Here is a 19,293-nt window from a genome sequence, read left to right on the forward strand (position 1 = left end):
CAAGCGCTGGAAATTACTCCCCTTTAGTGGCGCTGCCGCCGGAAGCGCCGCCACTGCCGCTTGCCTGCGCCGAGCCGTTTGCTGCGAGCTGTGGCTTGACATCCATCGAGCGGGCCGCACCGGCGATCTGTCTGGCGTTGCCGGTGGCGTTCAACTGACCGGCGGTACGCTTCGCATTCGCGCCGCTGGCCTGAGCAAACGTGCGGGTGGCTTCAGCCTGAGCCTGTACACGCTGGCGCACTGGCTGCGCTGTATCGCGTGCACCTTGGGCAGTGCTGCCGACGGCGCGCTTGCCACCGCTCATGCCCAGACCAAGGCTGGCGTCTCCGCCACCGGACGCATCGGCGTTGCCGGATGCGTTGCCCGATGAACTACCAGACGCGTTGGCGCTGCCGCCACCGAACAAGTTGCCGAACCCTTGGCCTTGTGCAGTTGCAGCGGCAGGGGCCGTTGCTGCTGTAACTGGCGCGGCCGAAGGTGACGCATTTTTCGCGGAAGGCATCGCCGGCGCAGCAGGTGCGGCGCTCGATAAGCCGCCCAGCAGACCGGCCGAACCGCTGCCGTTAGCTTCACCATTGGCGCTGCCCGATTCACGCAGGTTGCCCCCCTGAACCAGATTACCTGCCGAATTAGCGTTACCAAGCAACCCTGCCGTACCGCTGCCGCCGGCTTCGCCGTTGGCGGCGGCCGATCTGCGCAGGCTCTCGCCGCGGGTGATCTCGGCGGCCGAACTAGCGTTGCCCAACATCGAGCCGCGGCCGCCCATCTGTGTGACATTGCCCAGGTTGCCCATGCCGCCGCCGCCGATCATACCGCCGCCGCCGATCATGCCGCCGCCGCCGATAATGCCGCCGCCGCCGAGCAATTGGGCGTGAGCCGAAAACGCCAGACCGAGGGCGGCGACGATGGTAAGTTGCTTAACGAAGTTGACGGTTTTCATGGTGATTCTCCTTGTTGGCACTGCGGACAATCCGCAGTTGTTACAAGGAAAACGTCCGGGTACGACGGTTTAATCCCAAGATCGCAAAATATTCTTTCAAATCAACGAAAACTGCTCGGATCGACACGGAACGCGACGCCGATGACGCCATAGCCAATCATGTTGCTGACGCCATTTGCCGGCGCGCCGGTGGCCTGCCGGGTCAGCGTGCTGATTGCCTGGCGGGCTGCCAGAGGCTCTGGCATGCCCAGTTGGCCGGCCAGCATCGCCGCGACGATAGGCGAGGCGAACGAGGTGCCGCGCACCACGCGGTAAGGGGGGCTGCCGAGGGCGGCACTGACCATCTGGTTGCCGGGTGCGGCAAACATTACTTGCGGCCCGCGCGCCGCTTCCGGCAACGGGCGCCCGTCGCGGTCGACGCCGCTCACACCGACCACGCCCGGATAGCTCGCCGGGTACAGCGGTGCGGCGGCCGGCCCGTCATTGCCGACCGCGGCGACCAGCAAGTGGCCCCGTCTCACCATCGCGCCAACGGCACGCTCGAGCGTTTGGTTGGGAGGGCCGACCAGGCTGACATTGATCACCGCTACTTGCTGCTTGGCCAGCCAGCCAAGTGCGGCGGCGATGCGCTCGGCTGAGCCCCCGGCCGGCGAGCCGCAATACACATCGGCAGTATATAGTTCAGCGCCAGGTGCGACGCCGCGAAAGCGCGACGAGCGGCCCACCATCAGCGCCGCCACGGCAGTGCCATGCGCGTCAGGGATCAGCTTGCCATCGCAGCCCCAGCGCGTGAGCGCCGCTTCACGAAACACCGGATGGTGGTCGGCCACCCCGCCATCGAGTAGGCCGACCCTCACCGCGCCGCGTGCGGCCCGGGCGGGAGGCGCCGATGATTCGGCCGGCGCTGCCGGTTCCATGGGCCAAGCGGCGCTGGCGGTGTAGACGTGGTTAAAGTCGTACTGGCCGCCTGGATCGAGGGCACGCAATTTTTCCAGCATGGCGGAGGTACTCGTGCCGGTCGGCACCCCCAGCACGACGATGGTCTCGTCGAGGCCGTCGAGGGTGCTCACCTTGATCACCATCAGTCCGGCCGCCTCGGCGGCCCGCAGGCTGGCGGCACTAGGCGACCATGCCAGGATCTGGCTGCGCACGATCGGTTCGCCACGAGGATCCGGCTCCAGCACATCGCGGTGCCGGCGCAGCAGATCGCCTACCTGCAACAGGCGCAGCTCGCCAAGCGCACGCACATCGGCGGTGGCCAGCAGGCGCGTGCCACTGCCGCGCAGGGTCTCGGTATCGATCGCGCCTAGCGACTGCGGCAAAGGGATATTGAGCGACGGCACGCGTAGCTGGGCCTGCGCCGGAACGGCGCCGAGCACGGCGCCCAGCAGCAGCGTGCGGCGCAGCAGGCGGGGGAGGAGGGCGAATGGTTCAGGCTTCATGATGGCTTGATATTATAATGACTTGAAATTTCTAAAGGGTAAACGTGTGGAGCAGGGATTAAAGTCCCGCAGCGAAACGTTTAACATTCAACGATGACATATGCCGCTAAGCCGCTTCATGGCGAAATTGCTGCGCTGCTGCCGAGGCTGCGCCGTTTCGCCCGCAGTATTGTATATAACGGTGAAGACGCCGACGACCTGGTACAGGTCGCCGTAGAGCGGGCACTGAACCGCAGTGCGCAATGGGAGCCGGGCACCCGCCTTGACAGCTGGATGTTCCGCATCATGAAGAATGCCTGGATCGATGAGGTGCGTTCACGCATCCGGCGCGACAATATTTTTGCCCCGGAAGAGGCGGGCGAGCACGTCGGCGACGGCTTTGCCGAAGCCCACCAGCAGCGTCTGGCAATACAAAAGGCGATCAGCCTGCTGTCGGAAGACCACCGGATGGTGGTCGGCCTGGTGCTGGTCGATGGCATGGCGTATCAGGAGGCAGCAGATGTGTTGGAATTACCCGTGGGCACTTTGATGAGCCGCCTGGCGCGTGCGCGTTCGGCCCTGCAAGCGTCTCTATCCGATCAAGCGAGGACAGCATGAGCAGTTTTTCCGACGAAACCCTGATGGCCTATGCCGACGGCGAGCTCGATGACACGACCCGCGCCGCGGTTGCAAGCGCCATCGAGAACGATAGGGAACTTGCCGCCCGTGTACGCGCTCATCAGGCCTTGCGCTCGGACGTGTTCGCCGCCTTCGCACCGATCGCCGCGGAGCCGGTGCCGGCACGGCTGAGCGCTGCCGCGGCCGGGGTCGTCGATCTGCAGGCGGCGCGCGTAGCCAGACTGGAAAGACAAACGCGCCGGCGTTGGGAGTGGCCAGAATGGGGGGCGCTGGCCGCGACGCTGCTCGTCGGCGTACTGGCAGGCGGCATTGGCCACCGCACCTTGAGCGCTGATGCGGCGCTGGCATCGGTCGCCGGTGCGGACGGCGCGCTGGTCGCGCAAGGACCGCTGGCCACCGCGTTATCGGAGCAGCTCGCCGGCGCCGGGCCATCGGCACAGGGAATCCGGATCGGTGTGAGCTTTGTCGGCAGCGACGGTCAATACTGCCGCAGTTTCATCATGGGCCAGGGCGCCGGACTGGCCTGCCGCCAGGGCGAGCGCTGGCAGTTGCCCGTGACGGCGCAAGTTGACAAGACGGCCAGTGGCGCATATCAACAGGCCGGCAGTGCCATGCCGGCCGCTGTCAGCGATGCGATCGACGCCCGCCTCGCTGGCCAGACGCTCGATGGCGAGGCCGAACAGCAGGCGCGGCGCAAGGGCTGGCAACGCTAGCGATTGCGTGTCTTGCATGCGCTGGAGCGTGCGACAGCGAAACCTGATGCATGGTGAAATGTCATGACGGACATCAAACGCGATAGTGCGGCAACGGCCGGCGCAAGCGTTTGATGCGACCTCGAGGACAGGCCCATGGCATATCAGAGCATCAACCCATTTAACGGCAAGACCCTGGCTAGCTTCGACGAACACGGCCGGGATGAATTGGACAACAAACTACAGGCAGCGCAGCGCTGTTTTGACCACGACTGGCGCCAGCGCAGCTACGCCGAGCGGGCCATCGTCGTCAAGCGTGCCGCGGCATTGATGCGCGAGCGTGCCGACGAGCTGGCCAAACTGATCACCCTCGAGATGGGCAAGTTGATCGCGCAGGCGGCCGGCGAAGTGGCGCTCAGCGCGGCCATCCTGGATTATTATGCCGACAACGCCGAACAGTTCCTCGCGCCCGAACAGCTCGACGCCACCGGTAACCGCACCATGGTCGAGAGCAGTCCGCTCGGCGTGCTGCTCGGTATCGAGCCATGGAACTATCCCTACTATCAAATCGCCCGCTTCGCCGCACCTAACCTTATGGCCGGCAACGTGGTGATGGTCAAGCATGCCTCCAACGTGCCGCAATGTGCTCTTGCGTTCGAAAAATGCATGCTCGACGCCGGCGCGCCAGCCGGGGCCTACAGCAACTTGTTCATTTCCAAAGATCAAATCAGCCAACTGATCGACGATCCGCGCATCCGCGGCGTGGCGCTCACCGGCAGCGAAGGCGCCGGAGCGGTGGTGGCGGCGCAGGCAGGCAAGAACCTCAAGAAGTCGACGCTGGAACTCGGCGGCAGCGACGCCTTTATCGTGCTCGAAGACGCTGACCTCGACAAGGCGGTCAAGTGCGCCGTAGCGGGGCGCATGGGCAATAGCGGCCAAGCGTGCACCGCGTCGAAGCGCTTTATCGTGCTCGAATCGGTGGCCGATCGATTCCTCGAAAAATTCCAACAGGCAATGGGCAAGTTTTCACCCGGCGACCCGCTCGACGAAAAGACCACGCTTGCGCCGTTGTCGACCCGGCAGGCGCTCGACGACCTGGTCGACCAGGTCGACCGAGCAGTCGCCGGCGGCGCCAGCGTGCTGATGGGCGGCAGTCGCATTCCAGGCGATGGGGCATTCATGCAGCCGACCATCCTGACCGACGTCGCCGCTGACAATCCCACCTTCAGGGAAGAGTTCTTCGGGCCGGTGGCGATGTTCTTCCGCGTGCCGGACGAAGACGCGGCGGTGGCGCTGGCCAACGATTCGCCGTTCGGCCTGGGCGGCTCGATCATGACCCAGGACATCGAACGCGGCAGGCGGTTGGCGCGGCGTATCGATACCGGAATGGTATTCATTAACAGCGCCGCGGTGTCGAAACCGGAACTGCCCTTTGGCGGCGTGAAGAATTCGGGCTACGGCCGCGAGCTGTCGTCTGCCGGCATCGACGAATTCGTCAACAAGAAACTTATTCGCGTGGCCTGACTGTGTCGTCACCATACGCGATCGTTATTAATTCATCAGGAAGAACAACGTGACCAAGATACGTGCATGGGCAGCCCAGGAGCAGGGCGCCGCGCTGGAAGCTTTTGAATACGATCCCGGACCGCTCGCAGCGGAAGATGTCGAGATCGAAGTCGAGTATTGCGGGGTCTGCCATTCGGACCTGTCGATGCTCGACAACGAATGGGGCATCACGGCGTATCCCTTCGTGCCCGGCCACGAGGCCATCGGCCGCGTCGTCGCACTGGGCGACGTGGCGAAGACCAAGGGGCTGCGCCTCGGCCAGCGGGTCGGGGTGGGCTGGAACGTGCGCAGTTGCCTGTACTGCCCTGCGTGCATCCGTGGCGATGTGCAGCTGTGCGAGCGCATCGAGCCGACCATCGTCGGCCACCACGGCGCTTTTGCCGAGCGGCTGCGTGCGCACTGGATCTGGAGTGTGCCGATGCCCGACTCGCTGGCAGCGGAAAATGCCGGCCCGCTGCTGTGCGGCGGCATTACCGTGTTTGCGCCGCTACTACAGCTGCACGTGGCGCCGACGGCGCGCGTGGGGGTGTTTGGGATTGGCGGTCTCGGCCACATGGCGCTGATGTTTGCCAACGCGTGGGGCTGCGACGTGACGGCGTTTACTTCTTCGCCAGGCAAGATGGAAGAGGCGAAGTCATTCGGCGCCCACCATACGGCGTCCAGCGTCGCGACCGACGACTACGAGCGCCTGGCGGGCAGCTTCGACTTCATCTTTATCACCGCCAATGCCAAGCTCGACTGGGATGCGCTGATCGGGCTGCTGGCGCCGCAAGGCCGCCTGCATTTCCTCGGCGCCGTCCTCGAGCCGGTGCCGGTGCAGGTGATGCACTTGATGATGGGCCAGAAAGCCGTTTCCGCCTCGCCTACCGGCAGCCGCGCGCAGATCGACAGCATGTTGCGTTTTGCTTGTCACCATCAGGTCGCACCGAAGGTCGAGCATTTCCCAATGAGCCGGGTCAACGACGCCATGGACCACCTTCGCGCGGGCAAGGCAAATTACCGGATCGTGCTCGCAGCCGATTTCAAGCACTGAGCAGCGGCGGCCCGAGCAGTGGCTCGGCCTAGTCCCACAATTGCTTCAGCCTGGCGTCGCGGCCGCAGCTGGTGCGGTAATAGGTGTAACGGATCGGGTTCTTCTTGGCGTAATCCTGATGGTACGTCTCGGCCAGGTAGAAAGTGCTCGCAGGGACGATCTCTGTGTAAATTCGTTCAAAGCGCCTGGATTTTTGCAGCGTTTCCAGGCTGGCCTGCGCGGCCTGGCGCTGCTCTTCGTTGAGGTAATAGATACCGCTGCGGTACTGACTGCCGACATCGCAAAATTGGCGATCCTTGACGGTCGGATCGACGTTGCGCCAGAAATGGGCCAGCAGTTGCTGATAGCTGACCTTGGACGGGTCGTACACCACCCGTACCGCCTCGGTGTGACCAGTCGCGCCGGCGCTGACTTGTTCGTACGTGGGATTTTGCACGCGCCCGGAGGTGTAGCCAGATTCGACCTTGACGACGCCTTGCAGTTTTTCGAAATCGCTTTCGGTACACCAGAAACAGCCGCTGGCAAAAATGGCGGTTGCCGACGGCGTGCTTGCTTGCGCGTGCGCCGCCGCGCCGACGCCGAACATGGCAACTCCAGCAAGCCATGCGCATAGTGTTGTCGTGATCTTCATGCCCTCAACTCCGGTAATTTTTCACTCTTCGCTACGAAACGCAAGGCTACCCCGTTATTACAGTAGCGCAGCCCGGTCGGTTTCGGCCCATCGTCGAACACATGGCCCTGGTGGCCGTGACAACGGGTACAGTGGTATTCCTTGCGCGGCCAGACCTGCTTGTAGTCGGTCTTGGTAGCGATCGCCTCGGGCAGGTGAGCGTAGAAGCTCGGCCAGCCGGTCCCGCTTTCGAACTTGGCGCTGCTGTCAAAAAGCGGCTGGTAACAGGCGGCGCAAACATAGGTGCCCGCGCGCTTTTCCGCGTTCAGGGGGCTGGAGCCAGGCGGCTCGGTATCCTCCTCGAACAGGATCCGATAGCTGGCAGCCGGTAGAAGCGCCTTCCACTTCGCCTTTGCGTTCTCGCTCGCCGTAGAAAGAACAGGCAGCAAGGCACTTGCGAACAAGCCAGAACCACCGATGAGAAAATGACGACGCCGCATATTGCTGACCTCCGTATAGGAAAAACAGGTTGCCGGCACTTGCACAGGCAAGCAGTCGGATCTGCCTTCTATCTCGTCGTGCAGGCAAACGGATCACCCGACAATGGTTGACGAGATTGCGTAAATTCAACATGTAGCTTACTACTTCTTCAAGCGGCCGGTCGCCGGGTTGACGAAAGCGCATTCCACGTCCGCGCGATGGGTATCGGCAGTGCCGTTGTGAACGCTTGCCGGCTAGCAGGCGACAGAGGCCAGGTGTTCCAGTGGCGCCGGCTAGCGCGACACGCCGACCAGCTTGTGTACCAGCTCCGAGGACGTCGACGCCGCAAACTTGCGCATCAGCTTGGCGCGGTGCATCTCCACCGTGCGCGGGCTGAGGTCGGTTTCGCGCGCGATCACCTTGCTTGTCTTGCCTTCGACCAGCAGGGCGGCGATCTCGCGCTCGCGCGGGGTCAGCTCGGCCGTCACCGGGCGTTTCTCACTGACATCTTCAAACGTCCACACGCCGGCGCCGAGCGCTTCCTGCGGATCGAGCGCGCGGCCGCTGACGTGGCACCAGAACAGCTCGCCGTTGGCCCGCCGCATGATGCGCTCGTCCGAGTAGCGGCCCTTGACATTCATGATCGGGATAATGCGGTCGCCCGTGCGCAGGAACTCCGCCATGGTCGGGTAGAGCACCTGGAACGACTGGCCTTCCAGCGCGGCGGTGGCGTAGCCGAACATCGACGCCAGCGCTTCGTTGGCAGACTGGATCACCCGGTTGACCGAGATGCACATGCCGACCGGCGCGTACTGGAATATTGTCTCGTAATCTAGCGCGTATGATGCTTTGATTTGGTGCAAATCGGTCGATCCCAGTTGTATGAATGACAGGTAGTTCTACGGTATTGTGCTTTTGGCTGGCGTATTTTATGCTGAGAATCTACTCTGAAGTACAGAAAGAGCGTTTTCAGCTTAACTATAAAAGGGACGGGTATGAATAAAGTTTATCCTGATGCGGCATCGGCATTGGCCGGTATCGTGCAAGACGGCCAGACGATCGCCGTCGGCGGCTTCGGCCTGTGCGGCATTCCGGAGGCGCTGATCCTGGCCCTGCGCGATTCCGGCGTGACCGACCTGACCGCCATTTCGAACAACGCGGGCGTGGACGACTTTGGCCTTGGCCAGCTGCTCGCCACGCGCCAGATCAAGAAGATGATCTCGTCGTATGTCGGCGAAAACAAGGAGTTCGCGCGCCAGTACCTGGCCGGCGAACTGGAAATCGAATTCACTCCGCAAGGCACGCTGGCCGAGAAGCTGCGCGCCGGCGGCGCCGGCATCCCGGCGTTCTACACCAAGACCGGCGTCGGCACCATCGTCGCCGAAGGCAAGCCGCATGCCGAATTCGACGGCGAGCAATATGTGCTCGAGCGCAGCCTGGTGGCCGACGTGTCGCTGGTAAAGGCCTACATGGCCGACCGCGCCGGCAACCTGGTGTTTCGCAAAACGGCGCGCAACTTCAATCCGAACGTGGCGATGGCCGGCAAGATCACCGTCGTCGAAGTCGAGAAACTGGTCGAAGTCGGCGAGATCGATCCCGATCACGTGCACCTGCCGAGCATCTTCGTGCATCGCATCGTCGTCAATGAAACGCCGGAAAAGCGCATCGAACAGCGCACCGTGCGTTCCAACTAAGAACAGAATTCGGAGATCAACATGGCATGGACTCGTGATGAAATGGCTGCCCGCGCAGCCAAGGAATTGAAAGACGGTTTTTACGTCAACCTGGGAATCGGCCTGCCGACCCTGGTGGCGAACTACGTACCGAACGATATCGAAGTGTTCCTGCAGTCGGAAAACGGCTTGCTGGGCATCGGCCCGTTCCCGACCGAGGCGGAAGTCGACGCCGACATCATCAACGCCGGCAAGCAGACCGTCAGCGAATTGCCCGGCTCGGCCTACTTCAGCTCGGCCGATTCGTTCGGCATGATCCGCGGCGGCAAGATCAACCTGGCGATCCTCGGCGCGATGCAAGTGTCGCAGCATGGCGACCTGGCCAACTGGATGATTCCGGGCAAAATGGTCAAGGGCATGGGCGGCGCGATGGACCTGGTGGCCGGCGTCAAGCGCGTCATCGTGGTCATGGAGCACGTTGCCACCGCCAAGGACGGCAGCACCTCGCACAAGATCCTCAAGCAGTGCAACTTGCCGCTGACGGGCGTGCGCGTGGTAGACATGATCATCACCGACATGGGCGTGATCGAAGTGACCGATCAGGGCCTGAAGCTGGTCGAACTGGCGCCGGGAGTGACCAAGGACCAGGTCGTTGCAGCCACCGAAGCGGAGATCGACGTTTCGGCAGTCTGATGTGGTGTAATTTGTAGTGCTGCTGGCGGGCGCAATGCCCGCCAGTGTCGTTTACGGTTACTCCAGCGTCCAGACGTATTGCATCTGCATCCATGCCGCCACCGGCGTGCCGGCCTGGGTGGCCGGCCGGAACATGCATTTCGTGATGCCTTCACGCGCAGCTTCGTCGAGCGCCACGAAGCCGCTCGAGTTTTTCACCTTCGAATCTTCCACCCGGCCATCGGCGCTGATTTTGAAACCGAGCGTGACCGTCCCCGTGTTCTCGTTGCGCAACGATTGCTTGGGCCAAACTGGCTTGGCGCAGGTGCGGAAGTCCGCCACCGGCGCGATCACGGGAGCCGGCGCTTTTTCAGCAGCCGGTAACTGCGCGCAGCCCGCGATGCAGGCCGCCGCCAATCCCAGCACCGGGATCGCCGCTTTCCAGTTCAATGCCTGTGAATCGGGACGGACCAATCGTTTAACGCGCAACATCAAATCTCCTCCGTTGGCCGCTTGCGCCAGGTGGTGGCGCGAAAACTGGATCCGCTCCAGTTCGGACAGGGCGAGCGCCAGGCGGCGCGGTTCGCCCAGGTCGCCGGCGGCGAGGTCGTCGGCGATCTGCTCGCGTTCGGCGCGGATGCGGCCGGAAATCCACCACACCGCAGGATGGTAGAACAGCAGCGTCTCGACCACGTTCTGGCCGAGGTTGACGAGGTAATCGAAACGCTTGACGTGACCCATCTCGTGCGCGAGCAGCGCTTCGAGCAGGTCGGGCGGCATGCCGGACATTAACGACGCCGGCACCAGCACCACCGGACGCCACCAGCCGGCAGTGATCGGGCTGGCCAGATTGTCCACCACGCGCAGACGCACCTCGCGCGTGATGCCGAAGCGCTGCGCCATGCTTGAGAGCCGCGCCTGCCATTGCGGATCGCAGGTGCGGCTGTTGGCGATCCGGCCGATCCACAGCAGGCCCAGGCCCATGCGCAAGGTCAGCGCCGCGCTGCATGCCGCCCAGCACATGACGAGCAAGGGAAGTTGGCCATCCAACCAGCCGAGCAAGCCGGCGTCCGGCACCGGCAGACCGGCGCGCATCTGGCTGGACAGCATGATGCCGGCGTCAGCGCCGCCACCGCTGGACAGGCGCAGCGCCAGTGCCAGCGCCGGCCACGCCAGCACAGCGCCAGGCCGGCACAAGCGACCGCGTAGCGCTGCTGCGGCCGGGCGTTGCGCATCGCGATTAGGGCAAGCGCGGTAGCACAGCCGATCAGCGCGCCTTGCCAGACGAAGTGCAGCAGCGTGACGCCAACGCTGCTGACGAGGGTTGCGGCAGCGATGCTCATTGTTTGTCCTCTTTCAGCAGGTCTTCGATTTCTTTGCGCTCTTTCTTGCTGATGCCGCTGCGCAGCGCCGCCAGCACCAGCGCCTTGGCCGAGCCTGAAAATGCCTTCTGGATCAGGTCCTTGAGCAAGTTGGTCTGCAGGGAATCCTGCGCCTGGGCCGGCGCGTACACGTGGGAACGCTCGCTCTCGTCACGGATCAGCAGGCCCTTGGTGTGCATGATCTGCATCAGGCGCAGCACCGTGGAGTAGGTCACGTCGGGCCGTTCCCTGGTGATTTCCTGGTGTACTTGCTTGGCGGTGGCGGCGCCGAGCGGCCACAGCGTTTGCAGCAGATCGAGTTCGGCGGCCGTGGGCTTTGGAATTTTAGAGGGCGAGGTCATACCACGAGGTTAGCTCATCTAGACCACACTGTCTAACAAAATCTTTATGTTCAAATAACTTGTCACTTTCCGCAAATGGCCATAGCATAGACAACATTGTCTACATTGATCGGAGCCTCGGATGACCTTGCGTGATTTTCGTATTGGCTGGCGCCTGCTGCTCAAGGAGCCCGGGTATTCGATGGCAGTGGTGGGCGGCCTGGCGGTGGCCTTGGCCGTCTGCTTCCTGCTGCTCGGTTTTGTGCGCTACTGCTTCACTTACAACGAGGCGATTGCCGACAGCGAGCAGATTTTCCTGGTGAAGGAACGGCGCAATTTCTTGCCGCGTCCCGACTGGGTCGCCGCGGCGCCGCCGCCGCTGCGCGATGTCGCCACTGCCAGCGGGCCCGGCGTGACTGCCACGTCGGCCAAATCGTTCGAGCTGGCCGCGCGCATCGACAACCGCATGCTGCCGCTGACGGTGCAGGTGGCGGACGCCAACTTTCTCGACTTCTTTGGCATCAACGCCATTGCCGGCGATGCGCGCGCGGCGCTGGCGCGGCCCGACGCGCTGGTGCTCAGCTGGGAGATGGCGGTCACGCTGTTCGGCCAGGCCGATGCGATCGGCAAGCGGCTGCAGATCGACGGCGCCACCTACGAAGTCCACGCCATCCTGGCCGACATGCCGGCCAATACCAGCGTCAGCTTCGATGCGATGCTTGGCGTTGGTGCGCACAGCTGGGACAAGCCGAGCGCGCGCCCCGGCGCCGAATGGTCGCGACGCGCCAGCGTGTATGTGAAGGCGCCGCCGCAGGTGAACGCGGCGGGTCTGGCCGACCTGCTGCAGCAAGCGGTCACGCGCGAGCGCGACGCCAAGTTGCCGGCGGCCTGGCGCAAGACCGCGAATGGACGACCGGTTACCGATATCGGCATCACCCGCCTGTCCGACATCTATTTCGACGACGACCTGCTGGCCGGGCGCAGTGGCGCGCGCTACGGCAGCCGCACCGCGCTGGCTGGACTGGCCGCGCTGGCGGTACTGATCCTGACGCTGGCCGGCGCCAACTACGTCAACCTGGCAAGCGTGCGCATGCTCGGCCGCCAGCGCGAAATCGGCATGCGCAAGGTGCTCGGCGTCAGCGGTGCGCGGCTGGCGTGGCAGTTCGTTGCCGAGGCGCTGGTGGTGTCGATGCTCGCTGCGCTGGCCGGCCTGCTGCTGGCGTGGCTGGCGCTGCCGCTGTTTTCGACCCTGGTCAACCGCACGCTGAGCGGGATGTTCAGCCCGCTAAGCTGCGCCGCCATGCTGTTGCTTGGCGCGGCGGTCGGGCTGCTAGCGGCGCTGTACCCGGCGTGGCTGGCGCTGCGCCAGCCGGTCGCGTCGAGCCTGCAGGGCCGCGGCAACGGCGAAACGGCGCACGGCCTGGCGGTGCGGCGCACGCTGTCGGTATTGCAGTTTGCCGCGGCAATTGGTCTGATCGCGATGACCCTGGCGGTCAGCTGGCAGACGCGGCATGCCAGCGGCGTCGATCCCGGTTTTGACCACGCGCCCTTGCTGGTGCTGAACTTGCCGGAGAAGCGCGCCGCCGGATCAGGCCAGGCGTTCCGCGCGGAAGTGTCGCGCTTGCCGGGCGTGGACGGCGTCACGGCGATGTCGGAGGCGATTGGTCGCGACGGCAACAAGATCATGGCGATGTTGAACCGTCCCGGCCGCGAACCGCTGTCGCTCGAAGTGAAGATGGTCGGCCCCGAGTTCTTCGACGTCTACCGCGTCAAGCCGCTGGCCGGCCGCCTGTTCGATTCCAAAACAGACGGGGCGGGCAGCATGTCGGTGGTGCTCAATGCGCGCGCCGCTATCGCGCTCGGGTTCGCTACGCCGCAGTCTGCGGTTGGGCAGATGTACGACCTGGAGCGGCGTATCGTCGGCATCGCGCCCGACCTGCGCTACCAGACCTTGCGCCAGGCGCCGGCGCCGATGGCATACCGGCTCGACCTCGAGCAAGACGTGCTGACGGTGCGCGCGAATGATGCCATTCCCGCGGTGCGCGCCGGCATCGAGGCGTTGTGGGCGCGGCATTTCCCCAACGATTTGCTGGAGATTGCCGCGGCGGGCGCTGTCTTCGCGGAAAACTATAGCGAGGATGCGCGGCTGGCGAAAATCCTCGCCAGCGCCAGCCTGGTCGCTACGGCGCTGGCGTCGTTCGGCATCTATGTGCTGGCCGCCTACAGCGTCAAGCGCCGTTCGCGCGAGATCGTACTGCGCAAGCTGCACGGCGCCGCCGCCGGCGACATCGGCCGCCTGATGGCGCGCGAGTTCGGTGTGCTGGTCGGCGCCGGCGCGGTGGCCGGCTTGCCGCTGGCGTGGCTGGCGACCGAGCGCTACCTGGCCATCTTCAGCGAGCGCGCGCCGATGGGCGCTTGGCCGCTGCTGTGCGCGCTCGCCTGCGTCGGCGCGGTGGCGCTGGCGGCGACCGCGCGCCACACGCTGGTGGCGGTGCGGATGTCGCCGGCACTTGCCCTCAGAGAATAATTGAACGACACTCAACCACACAACGGAGAACCCATGCTTCAAAAGATCATTGCCATCGCCACGCTCGTGCTCGTTCCATTCGCCGCGTCGGCGGGGCAATTACCCGACTATCCCTTCATTCATGCCAACGGCAGCAGCTGGGCTTACGTGCCGCCGGACGTCGGCGAGATCGACTTCGAGATCTGGGGCGGGCACACCAATCCGGAGGCGGCGCGCCAGCTGGTCGAAGAGCGCATCAATGAAGTACGCGCGCTGCTCGCTGGACTCGGCCTGCCGGCCGCCGATATCGAGATTCGCGACGTGCGCAAGGAAATGCGCAAGGGCGAACCGGTCGGCGGAGCCGCGCAGTACGACATCAAGTGCGGCGTGCACATCAAGGTGGCCGACTTGTCGAAGTGGAAGCCGCTGGTGTCGGGTCTGCTGAACATGGCCAACCTGGACGGCTTCATGACCGGGTTCGATACGAGCCGGCGCGCGCAGGTGGATGCAGAGCTGATCGGCGAGGCGATCAAGGTGGCGCGCGGCAAGGCCGAGGCGGTGGCGGCCGGATTCGGTCGCAAGCTTGGCGCCGTCGGCGGCGTCTCGCCGGGCGAGTTAAAGAACCTGACGCGGGCGATGGGCATGGCCGCGAGCGATCAGAGCCGGTTCACACGCGCGGTCGGCAAGAGCGAATACGACCGCGACGGCCTCTTGATGATCAGCATCATCAAGCTGTCGCAGTCGGTCGACGTCATTTTCAAGATCAAGTAGATGCTCGATTACTGGCACGCTCTGCCGTACCACGTGCGCGAAGTGCTCTGGCGCGCCGCGCTCAACGTGCGCCATACGGCGTGGTATTACCTGATCGTGGTGGCGGTGTTTTTTACGATTTGGCTGTTGCTGCGGCGATGGCCAGGACGGCGTGCCCGCTTGCAGGCAGCGCCGGTCGCGCACCGCCAGATCGGCCGCGAAATGCTCACCAGCATCGGCAGCATCGTCATCATCGCCAACGTGGTGCCGCTGCTGTTCCTGTTCGGGTTCGGCCGCTACACCCAGTTTTACCGCGATATCGACGAGCGCGGCTGGGCCTACCTGGCGGCCAGCGTGGTGCTGATGATCGTGATCCAGGACACCTATTTTTACTGGACCCACCGGCTGATGCACCACCGCCGTCTGTTTCGCTGGTTCCACCGCACCCATCACCGGTCGACCAATCCGAATCCGTGGACGACGTATTCGATCGCGCCGCTCGAAGCCTTCGTCGACAGCCTGGCGGGCGTGCTGATTTTGGTGCTGATGCCGACCACCGGCCTGGCGCTGTTCATCTTCAGCTGGATCAACACGGCGTACGCGGTCTATACCCACCTCGGCTATGAACTGCTGCCTGCCGGCACCGGCAATCACTGGCTGGGGCGGTGGATCAACACGTCGGTCGCGCACAACGACCACCACGCCCGCGCACGGTATAACTTCGGCTGGTATTTCCTGTTCTGGGACCGGCTGATGGGGACGGTGGATCCGAAGTATTCGCAACAGTTTCGCCAACGGGTGACGCTGTCTAAATAGAATTACCATTGGATTGATGGTTTGATCTGGAACAAACAGCGGTAGTGGCGCGGGATTAGTATTTTCCGACAAGCATTTCTCGTCGGTCTCTACTTCGCCAAGGCGCCAGCCCGCTATGATCAATACCCTCGCACGGCAAGTCTTGTCGGCACTCGCCGAATTTTCAAGCCAAAGACGGCTTTACGAACTCACCTTTAAGAACCAGCGCGCCGGCGCCAGCCTGCTCGTCGAAGCATTCGCCGCCGACGAACAGCTGCTGGGCGTAGGCGGCATCGACGTTATTGCGCTGTCGACGCGGTCAAAGATTGCGCATGCTTCGCTGCTGGGGCAGGAAGCGTGCCTCGAGATCAGCTTGGCTGACGGCACCCGCGCTCGTCGTAGTGGCTATGTAAGCAAGATCGCGTCGCTTGGCAGCGACGGCGGCCTGGCGCGCTACCGGCTGCGCTTGTCGCCATGGATCTGGTTGCTAAGCCAGGCGCGCAACAGCCGCGCCTGGCAAGACAAGACCGTTATCGAGATCATCGATTCGGTGTTCGAGCAGTATCAGCCGTATGCGCAGTGGGTGTGGAGCGGCGATGTCAACCTGTTCATGAGCGACGCTGTCGCCCGCAGCTATTGCTGCCAGTACCGCGAATCCGACCTCGACTTCGTCACCCGGTTGCTGACCGAAGAGGGTCTTGGCTGGCGTTTTGAAGAGCACGAGGACGGCAGCCGGATGGTGCTGTTTGCCGACAGCAGCCAGCTGAGTGCGGCGCCAGACGACGCCAGCAGTCAAGCCGGCGGCGGCATCCGCTACCACGCCGCCAGCGCGGTCGAAAAAAGCGACAGCATTCAGTACCTGCAGGCGTTTCGCAAACTCGGCGTTGCCGTGGTGACGGTGCTCAGCTACGACTACAAGACGAAACAGACCGTGTCGGTCAGCGTGCCGACCAAGTATCCTATCGGCGGAAAGAATGCTCAGGCCGTCGAAAGTTTCGATTCGCCCGGGCAGTACGCCTACGCCGACGCACGCCAGGCTCGCCGCTATGCTGGCCTGAAGATGGAAGCGAATGAGGCGCGTGGCTTCATTTGGCAGGGAAGGTCGACCGTGCGCACCTTGCGCCCCGGCACGCGCATCTGCATCACCGACATCCCGATGAAAAAATATCGCTATGACGCGCCTGAGTTTGTGCTGACGCGGGTAGCAAGCGTTGGTGTGAACAATCTGCCGGTCACTGCCAAAAATGGATTGACCGAATTGTTTGGGGCGCTGCCGGAGCTGCTTGAAGAGTCCACCAAGGGAATTCCCCTCGCCGAATTTTACCGGGCAGTAGAGCAGGCTCAGAAGAGCGGCTATGCCAACTGCTTCGAGGCGATTCCCCTCGAAAGGCCATGGCGCCCGAAGATGGAGCTGAAGGTTGCTCCGACTGCAAACGGCAGCCAGACCGCAATCGTTGTGGGACCAGATGGGTCGGACGAACCGAACGGCGCCGATGAAATCTACTGCGACCGGCTCGGCCGCGTGCGCATCCGGTTCCCCTGGCAGGAAAGCGATGCGGCCTGCTGGGTGCGCGTCGGCCAGCGTTCCGCAGGTGCCGGCATGGGCAGCCAATTTCTTCCGCGCATCGGCCAGGAAGTGCTGGTCAAGTTCATCGAAGGCGACATCGACCGCCCCGTGATCGTTGGCGCGCTGTACAACGGGCGAGGCGAGGGCGGTGTGATGCCCACCCCTGGCGGCGTATCGGACCGTGAAAGCAGCAGCGCCGCCTTCGAGCGCGCCCATGATCGCATGCCATCGGGGCAGGTCAACCTGGCAGGCGGCAACAGCCCGGTATGGCACGGCGCATCGGCGGGCAGCGCGGGGCACCGCAACAACTCGGCACAGTGGGGCGTGCGTAGCAAGGAGTTCGGCGGGCGCGGCTACAACCAGTTGCTGTTCGACGACACCGACGGCCAAGGCCGCGTGCAGCTCAAGACCACACATGCCGCGACCGAGCTCAACCTCGGCCACCTGATCCATACCGCCGACAACTATCGCGGCAGCTTCCGCGGCAGTGGCGCGGAGTTGCGCACCGATGCTTACGGCGCCGTACGCGCTGGAGCCGGCTTGCTGATATCGAGTTACCAGATCAGCCATTCTGCTGCGGTTCGTGAAGCCGCCGGGGAGAACGCAGCCGGCAACGCGCTGCTGAAGCAGGCGATGAAGCTTGCCGAGAGTTTTAGCGCGGCCGCCAAGACGCACGAGACGGTCGGTTTCGCAGGCCACCTCGGCGCGACCAAGGCCGCAACCAGCGCGATCGACGACGAAGCAGCGCCGCTGAAGGCGTTGTGGACAGCATCAGCAGGAATGCTCAGCAAAAATAGCATTGACGAGGCGCGCTCCGACGCGGGGTCGAAAAGTATCGACGGCGGCGCCGGCAAGGTGCCCCACACCGGTGCGCCGATGATTGGCATAGCCGCGAAAGCGGGTCTCGGCGTGGTGGCCGGCCAGGATGTCCAGCTATCCACCGGCGAAACAGTGACGATTGCGAGCGGCGCCGACAGCCAGTCCACCGCCGGCGGCCAGATGCGCGTCCACAGCGGCCAGGCCATTGGCGTGCTCGCCGGCGCCGTAACAGCCGGCGAAGGCAACGTCGGCCTACAGCTCATCGCCGGCAAGGGGGCGATCGACTACCAGGCGCAGGCGGATGAACTGAAGGTGCAAGCGCGCGACGACATCAACGTCGTCAGCGCCCATGCCCACATCGACTGGGCTGCCGCAAAAAGCATCAGCCTGTCGATCGCCGGCGGCGCCAACATCACGATCGATGGCGGCAACATTACCGTCCAATGCCCCGGCAAGATTATGGTTCACGCGGGGGTGAAAAAGTTTAACGATCCGCACAAGTTGAGCTTTCCGATGCCTGCGCTGCCCCGAAGCATCTGTGTCGAGTGCCTCAAGAAGTCTCTGGCTGCCGCTCCCGCTTTCACCATGGTGGAATGAATATGCTGATCGATATGTATGACGAGCGTTGGCTCGACCATTTGAACGTTGCTGCTGACGGCGCGACCAAGTACCTGTTGATCGATGGCGTATTTATTCCTGGCATCCACCGTCAGTTCTCTGCGGCATTGACGTCGGCCCAGACTGCGACACTGCTGTTCGAAGCCTTGCCGTCGTGTACGGACAAGACGCGGGACGTATCGCCCTTCATCGCGCCGTATCACGCGTCAAACAAACGTTTGCAAAGCCTGCTGGAGCGGTGCAGCGGCTGGCCAATGATCAGCGCGATCGAGACGGCGGAAAGCCAGGCCGATCTGAGCGCGCGTCTTGCAGCCTGGTGCGTGGTCGACATCGGCGACCAACGCTTCAACTTGCGCTTTCCTGATACGCGCCGGCTGCCGGCCATCTTCGACTCACTGACCATGAAGCAACGATCAGAATTCGCCGGGCCGGCTACGCGCTGGTCATATATAGATCGCAGTGGGCGGTGGGCTGATCTTAATGTCCCCGCCTCATTGAGCGCGATAGCAGACCGTCCAAGTCTGGATGATCAGCAATTTGCTCGTCTGGTAAGCGAAAGCGAAGTGGACGAGGTCATCTCGACACTTCGGGACCGAAGTCGTAAGATGACTCAGAAATACTCGGAAATCTATGCTGTACTTGCAGTCGCGCTGAGGGCGGCGAACCGGCGAAATATCGACATGGCGCTGAAAGTCGAGTGGTGCGAGTCGTGTCTGCGTGGGGCTCTCCTGAATGACATATCGGAGGCTGACGAATGTCTCAGGACCTGGCTCGAAAAAAATGGAAATTTGCCGCCAAGCTAAGGAACTC

General features: G+C 63.5%; 18 protein-coding genes. 11 read left to right on the forward strand and 7 right to left on the reverse strand.

Annotated features, from left to right (window positions below):
- Window positions 1-13: 13 nt before the first annotated feature.
- A complete protein-coding gene (locus CR105_RS06950; RefSeq protein ID WP_099787703.1) occupies window positions 14-940 on the reverse strand; it encodes a hypothetical protein in 927 nt (308 codons plus the stop codon).
- Window positions 941-1,041: 101 nt separating this feature from the next.
- On the reverse strand, window positions 1,042-2,382 hold the full coding sequence (locus CR105_RS06955) for a S8 family serine peptidase (RefSeq protein WP_099787704.1): 1,341 nt from the start codon (window positions 2,380-2,382) through the stop codon (window positions 1,042-1,044).
- Between the two features lie 93 nt (window positions 2,383-2,475).
- Between CR105_RS06955 and CR105_RS06960 the strand changes: the two genes are divergently transcribed.
- The 4 genes from CR105_RS06960 (at window position 2,476) to ahr (ending at window position 6,291) form a co-directional block, all read left to right on the forward strand.
- Window positions 2,476-2,979 carry a sigma-70 family RNA polymerase sigma factor gene (locus CR105_RS06960; RefSeq protein WP_099787705.1) on the forward strand — a complete coding sequence of 168 codons (504 nt, stop codon included), beginning with the start codon at window positions 2,476-2,478 and terminating at the stop codon, window positions 2,977-2,979.
- Window positions 2,976-3,713 carry an anti-sigma factor family protein gene (locus tag CR105_RS06965; protein ID WP_099787706.1) on the forward strand — a complete coding sequence of 246 codons (738 nt, stop codon included), beginning with the start codon at window positions 2,976-2,978 and terminating at the stop codon, window positions 3,711-3,713. The genes CR105_RS06960 and CR105_RS06965 overlap by 4 nt, the downstream gene beginning before the upstream one ends.
- 135 nt (window positions 3,714-3,848) lie before the next feature.
- Window positions 3,849-5,216, forward strand: a complete 1,368-nt coding sequence (locus CR105_RS06970; protein WP_099787707.1) for an NAD-dependent succinate-semialdehyde dehydrogenase — start codon at window positions 3,849-3,851, stop codon at window positions 5,214-5,216.
- Between the two features lie 49 nt (window positions 5,217-5,265).
- The gene (gene ahr / locus CR105_RS06975; protein WP_099787708.1) at window positions 5,266-6,291 is read left to right on the forward strand and encodes an NADPH-dependent aldehyde reductase Ahr; all 1,026 of its coding nucleotides are present in this window, start codon (window positions 5,266-5,268) and stop codon (window positions 6,289-6,291) included.
- A gap of 28 nt (window positions 6,292-6,319) precedes the next feature.
- On the opposite strand, the gene msrA is transcribed toward ahr, so the two are convergent.
- The 3 genes from msrA to CR105_RS06990 all read right to left on the reverse strand — a co-directional run bounded on the left by msrA (window position 6,320) and on the right by CR105_RS06990 (window position 8,235).
- A complete protein-coding gene (gene msrA / locus CR105_RS06980; RefSeq protein ID WP_218968670.1) occupies window positions 6,320-6,877 on the reverse strand; it encodes a peptide-methionine (S)-S-oxide reductase MsrA in 558 nt (185 codons plus the stop codon).
- Between the two features lie 41 nt (window positions 6,878-6,918).
- Complete coding sequence (gene msrB, locus CR105_RS06985; protein ID WP_099787710.1) at window positions 6,919-7,401, reverse strand: peptide-methionine (R)-S-oxide reductase MsrB; 483 nt, start codon at window positions 7,399-7,401, stop codon at window positions 6,919-6,921.
- Window positions 7,402-7,674: 273 nt separating this feature from the next.
- Window positions 7,675-8,235 carry a LuxR C-terminal-related transcriptional regulator gene (locus CR105_RS06990; protein ID WP_099787925.1) on the reverse strand — a complete coding sequence of 187 codons (561 nt, stop codon included), beginning with the start codon at window positions 8,233-8,235 and terminating at the stop codon, window positions 7,675-7,677.
- A 141-nt stretch (window positions 8,236-8,376) separates the two neighbouring features.
- Between CR105_RS06990 and CR105_RS06995 the strand changes: the two genes are divergently transcribed.
- Together CR105_RS06995 and CR105_RS07000 are read left to right on the forward strand one after the other, a co-directional pair.
- Entirely contained in the window at window positions 8,377-9,075 is a 699-nt protein-coding gene (locus CR105_RS06995) for a CoA transferase subunit A (protein ID WP_099787711.1), read from the forward strand.
- A gap of 21 nt (window positions 9,076-9,096) precedes the next feature.
- The gene (locus CR105_RS07000; RefSeq protein WP_099787712.1) at window positions 9,097-9,747 is read left to right on the forward strand and encodes a CoA transferase subunit B; all 651 of its coding nucleotides are present in this window, start codon (window positions 9,097-9,099) and stop codon (window positions 9,745-9,747) included.
- Between the two features lie 57 nt (window positions 9,748-9,804).
- Here the strand turns inward: CR105_RS07000 and CR105_RS07005 are convergent, their stop codons facing one another.
- Window positions 9,805-10,905: a M56 family metallopeptidase gene (locus CR105_RS07005; protein ID WP_229413697.1), complete on the reverse strand. Its 1,101-nt coding sequence runs from the start codon at window positions 10,903-10,905 to the stop codon at window positions 9,805-9,807.
- A 160-nt stretch (window positions 10,906-11,065) separates the two neighbouring features.
- Window positions 11,066-11,449 (reverse strand): BlaI/MecI/CopY family transcriptional regulator, encoded by a 384-nt coding sequence (locus CR105_RS07010; RefSeq protein ID WP_099787713.1) that lies wholly within the window; start codon window positions 11,447-11,449, stop codon window positions 11,066-11,068.
- A gap of 121 nt (window positions 11,450-11,570) precedes the next feature.
- On the opposite strand from CR105_RS07010, the gene CR105_RS07015 reads away from it, so the two are divergent.
- The 5 genes from CR105_RS07015 to CR105_RS07035 all read left to right on the forward strand — a co-directional run bounded on the left by CR105_RS07015 (window position 11,571) and on the right by CR105_RS07035 (window position 19,286).
- Window positions 11,571-13,955 carry an ABC transporter permease gene (locus tag CR105_RS07015; RefSeq protein WP_099787714.1) on the forward strand — a complete coding sequence of 795 codons (2,385 nt, stop codon included), beginning with the start codon at window positions 11,571-11,573 and terminating at the stop codon, window positions 13,953-13,955.
- A gap of 33 nt (window positions 13,956-13,988) precedes the next feature.
- Window positions 13,989-14,705, forward strand: coding sequence for an SIMPL domain-containing protein (locus CR105_RS07020; RefSeq protein WP_099787715.1), 717 nt, complete (start codon window positions 13,989-13,991; stop codon window positions 14,703-14,705).
- Window positions 14,706-15,500, forward strand: a complete 795-nt coding sequence (locus CR105_RS07025) for a sterol desaturase family protein (protein WP_099787716.1) — start codon at window positions 14,706-14,708, stop codon at window positions 15,498-15,500.
- Between the two features lie 115 nt (window positions 15,501-15,615).
- Complete coding sequence (locus CR105_RS07030; protein WP_099787717.1) at window positions 15,616-18,462, forward strand: type VI secretion system Vgr family protein; 2,847 nt, start codon at window positions 15,616-15,618, stop codon at window positions 18,460-18,462.
- Between the two features lie 2 nt (window positions 18,463-18,464).
- Window positions 18,465-19,286, forward strand: a complete 822-nt coding sequence (locus CR105_RS07035; RefSeq protein ID WP_180288117.1) for a DUF4123 domain-containing protein — start codon at window positions 18,465-18,467, stop codon at window positions 19,284-19,286.
- The last annotated feature ends 7 nt before the right edge of the window (window positions 19,287-19,293 follow it).

Origin of the sequence: Massilia eurypsychrophila (genome assembly GCF_002760655.1) — a bacterium.
GTDB lineage: Bacteria > Pseudomonadota > Gammaproteobacteria > Burkholderiales > Burkholderiaceae_D > JAFCUW01.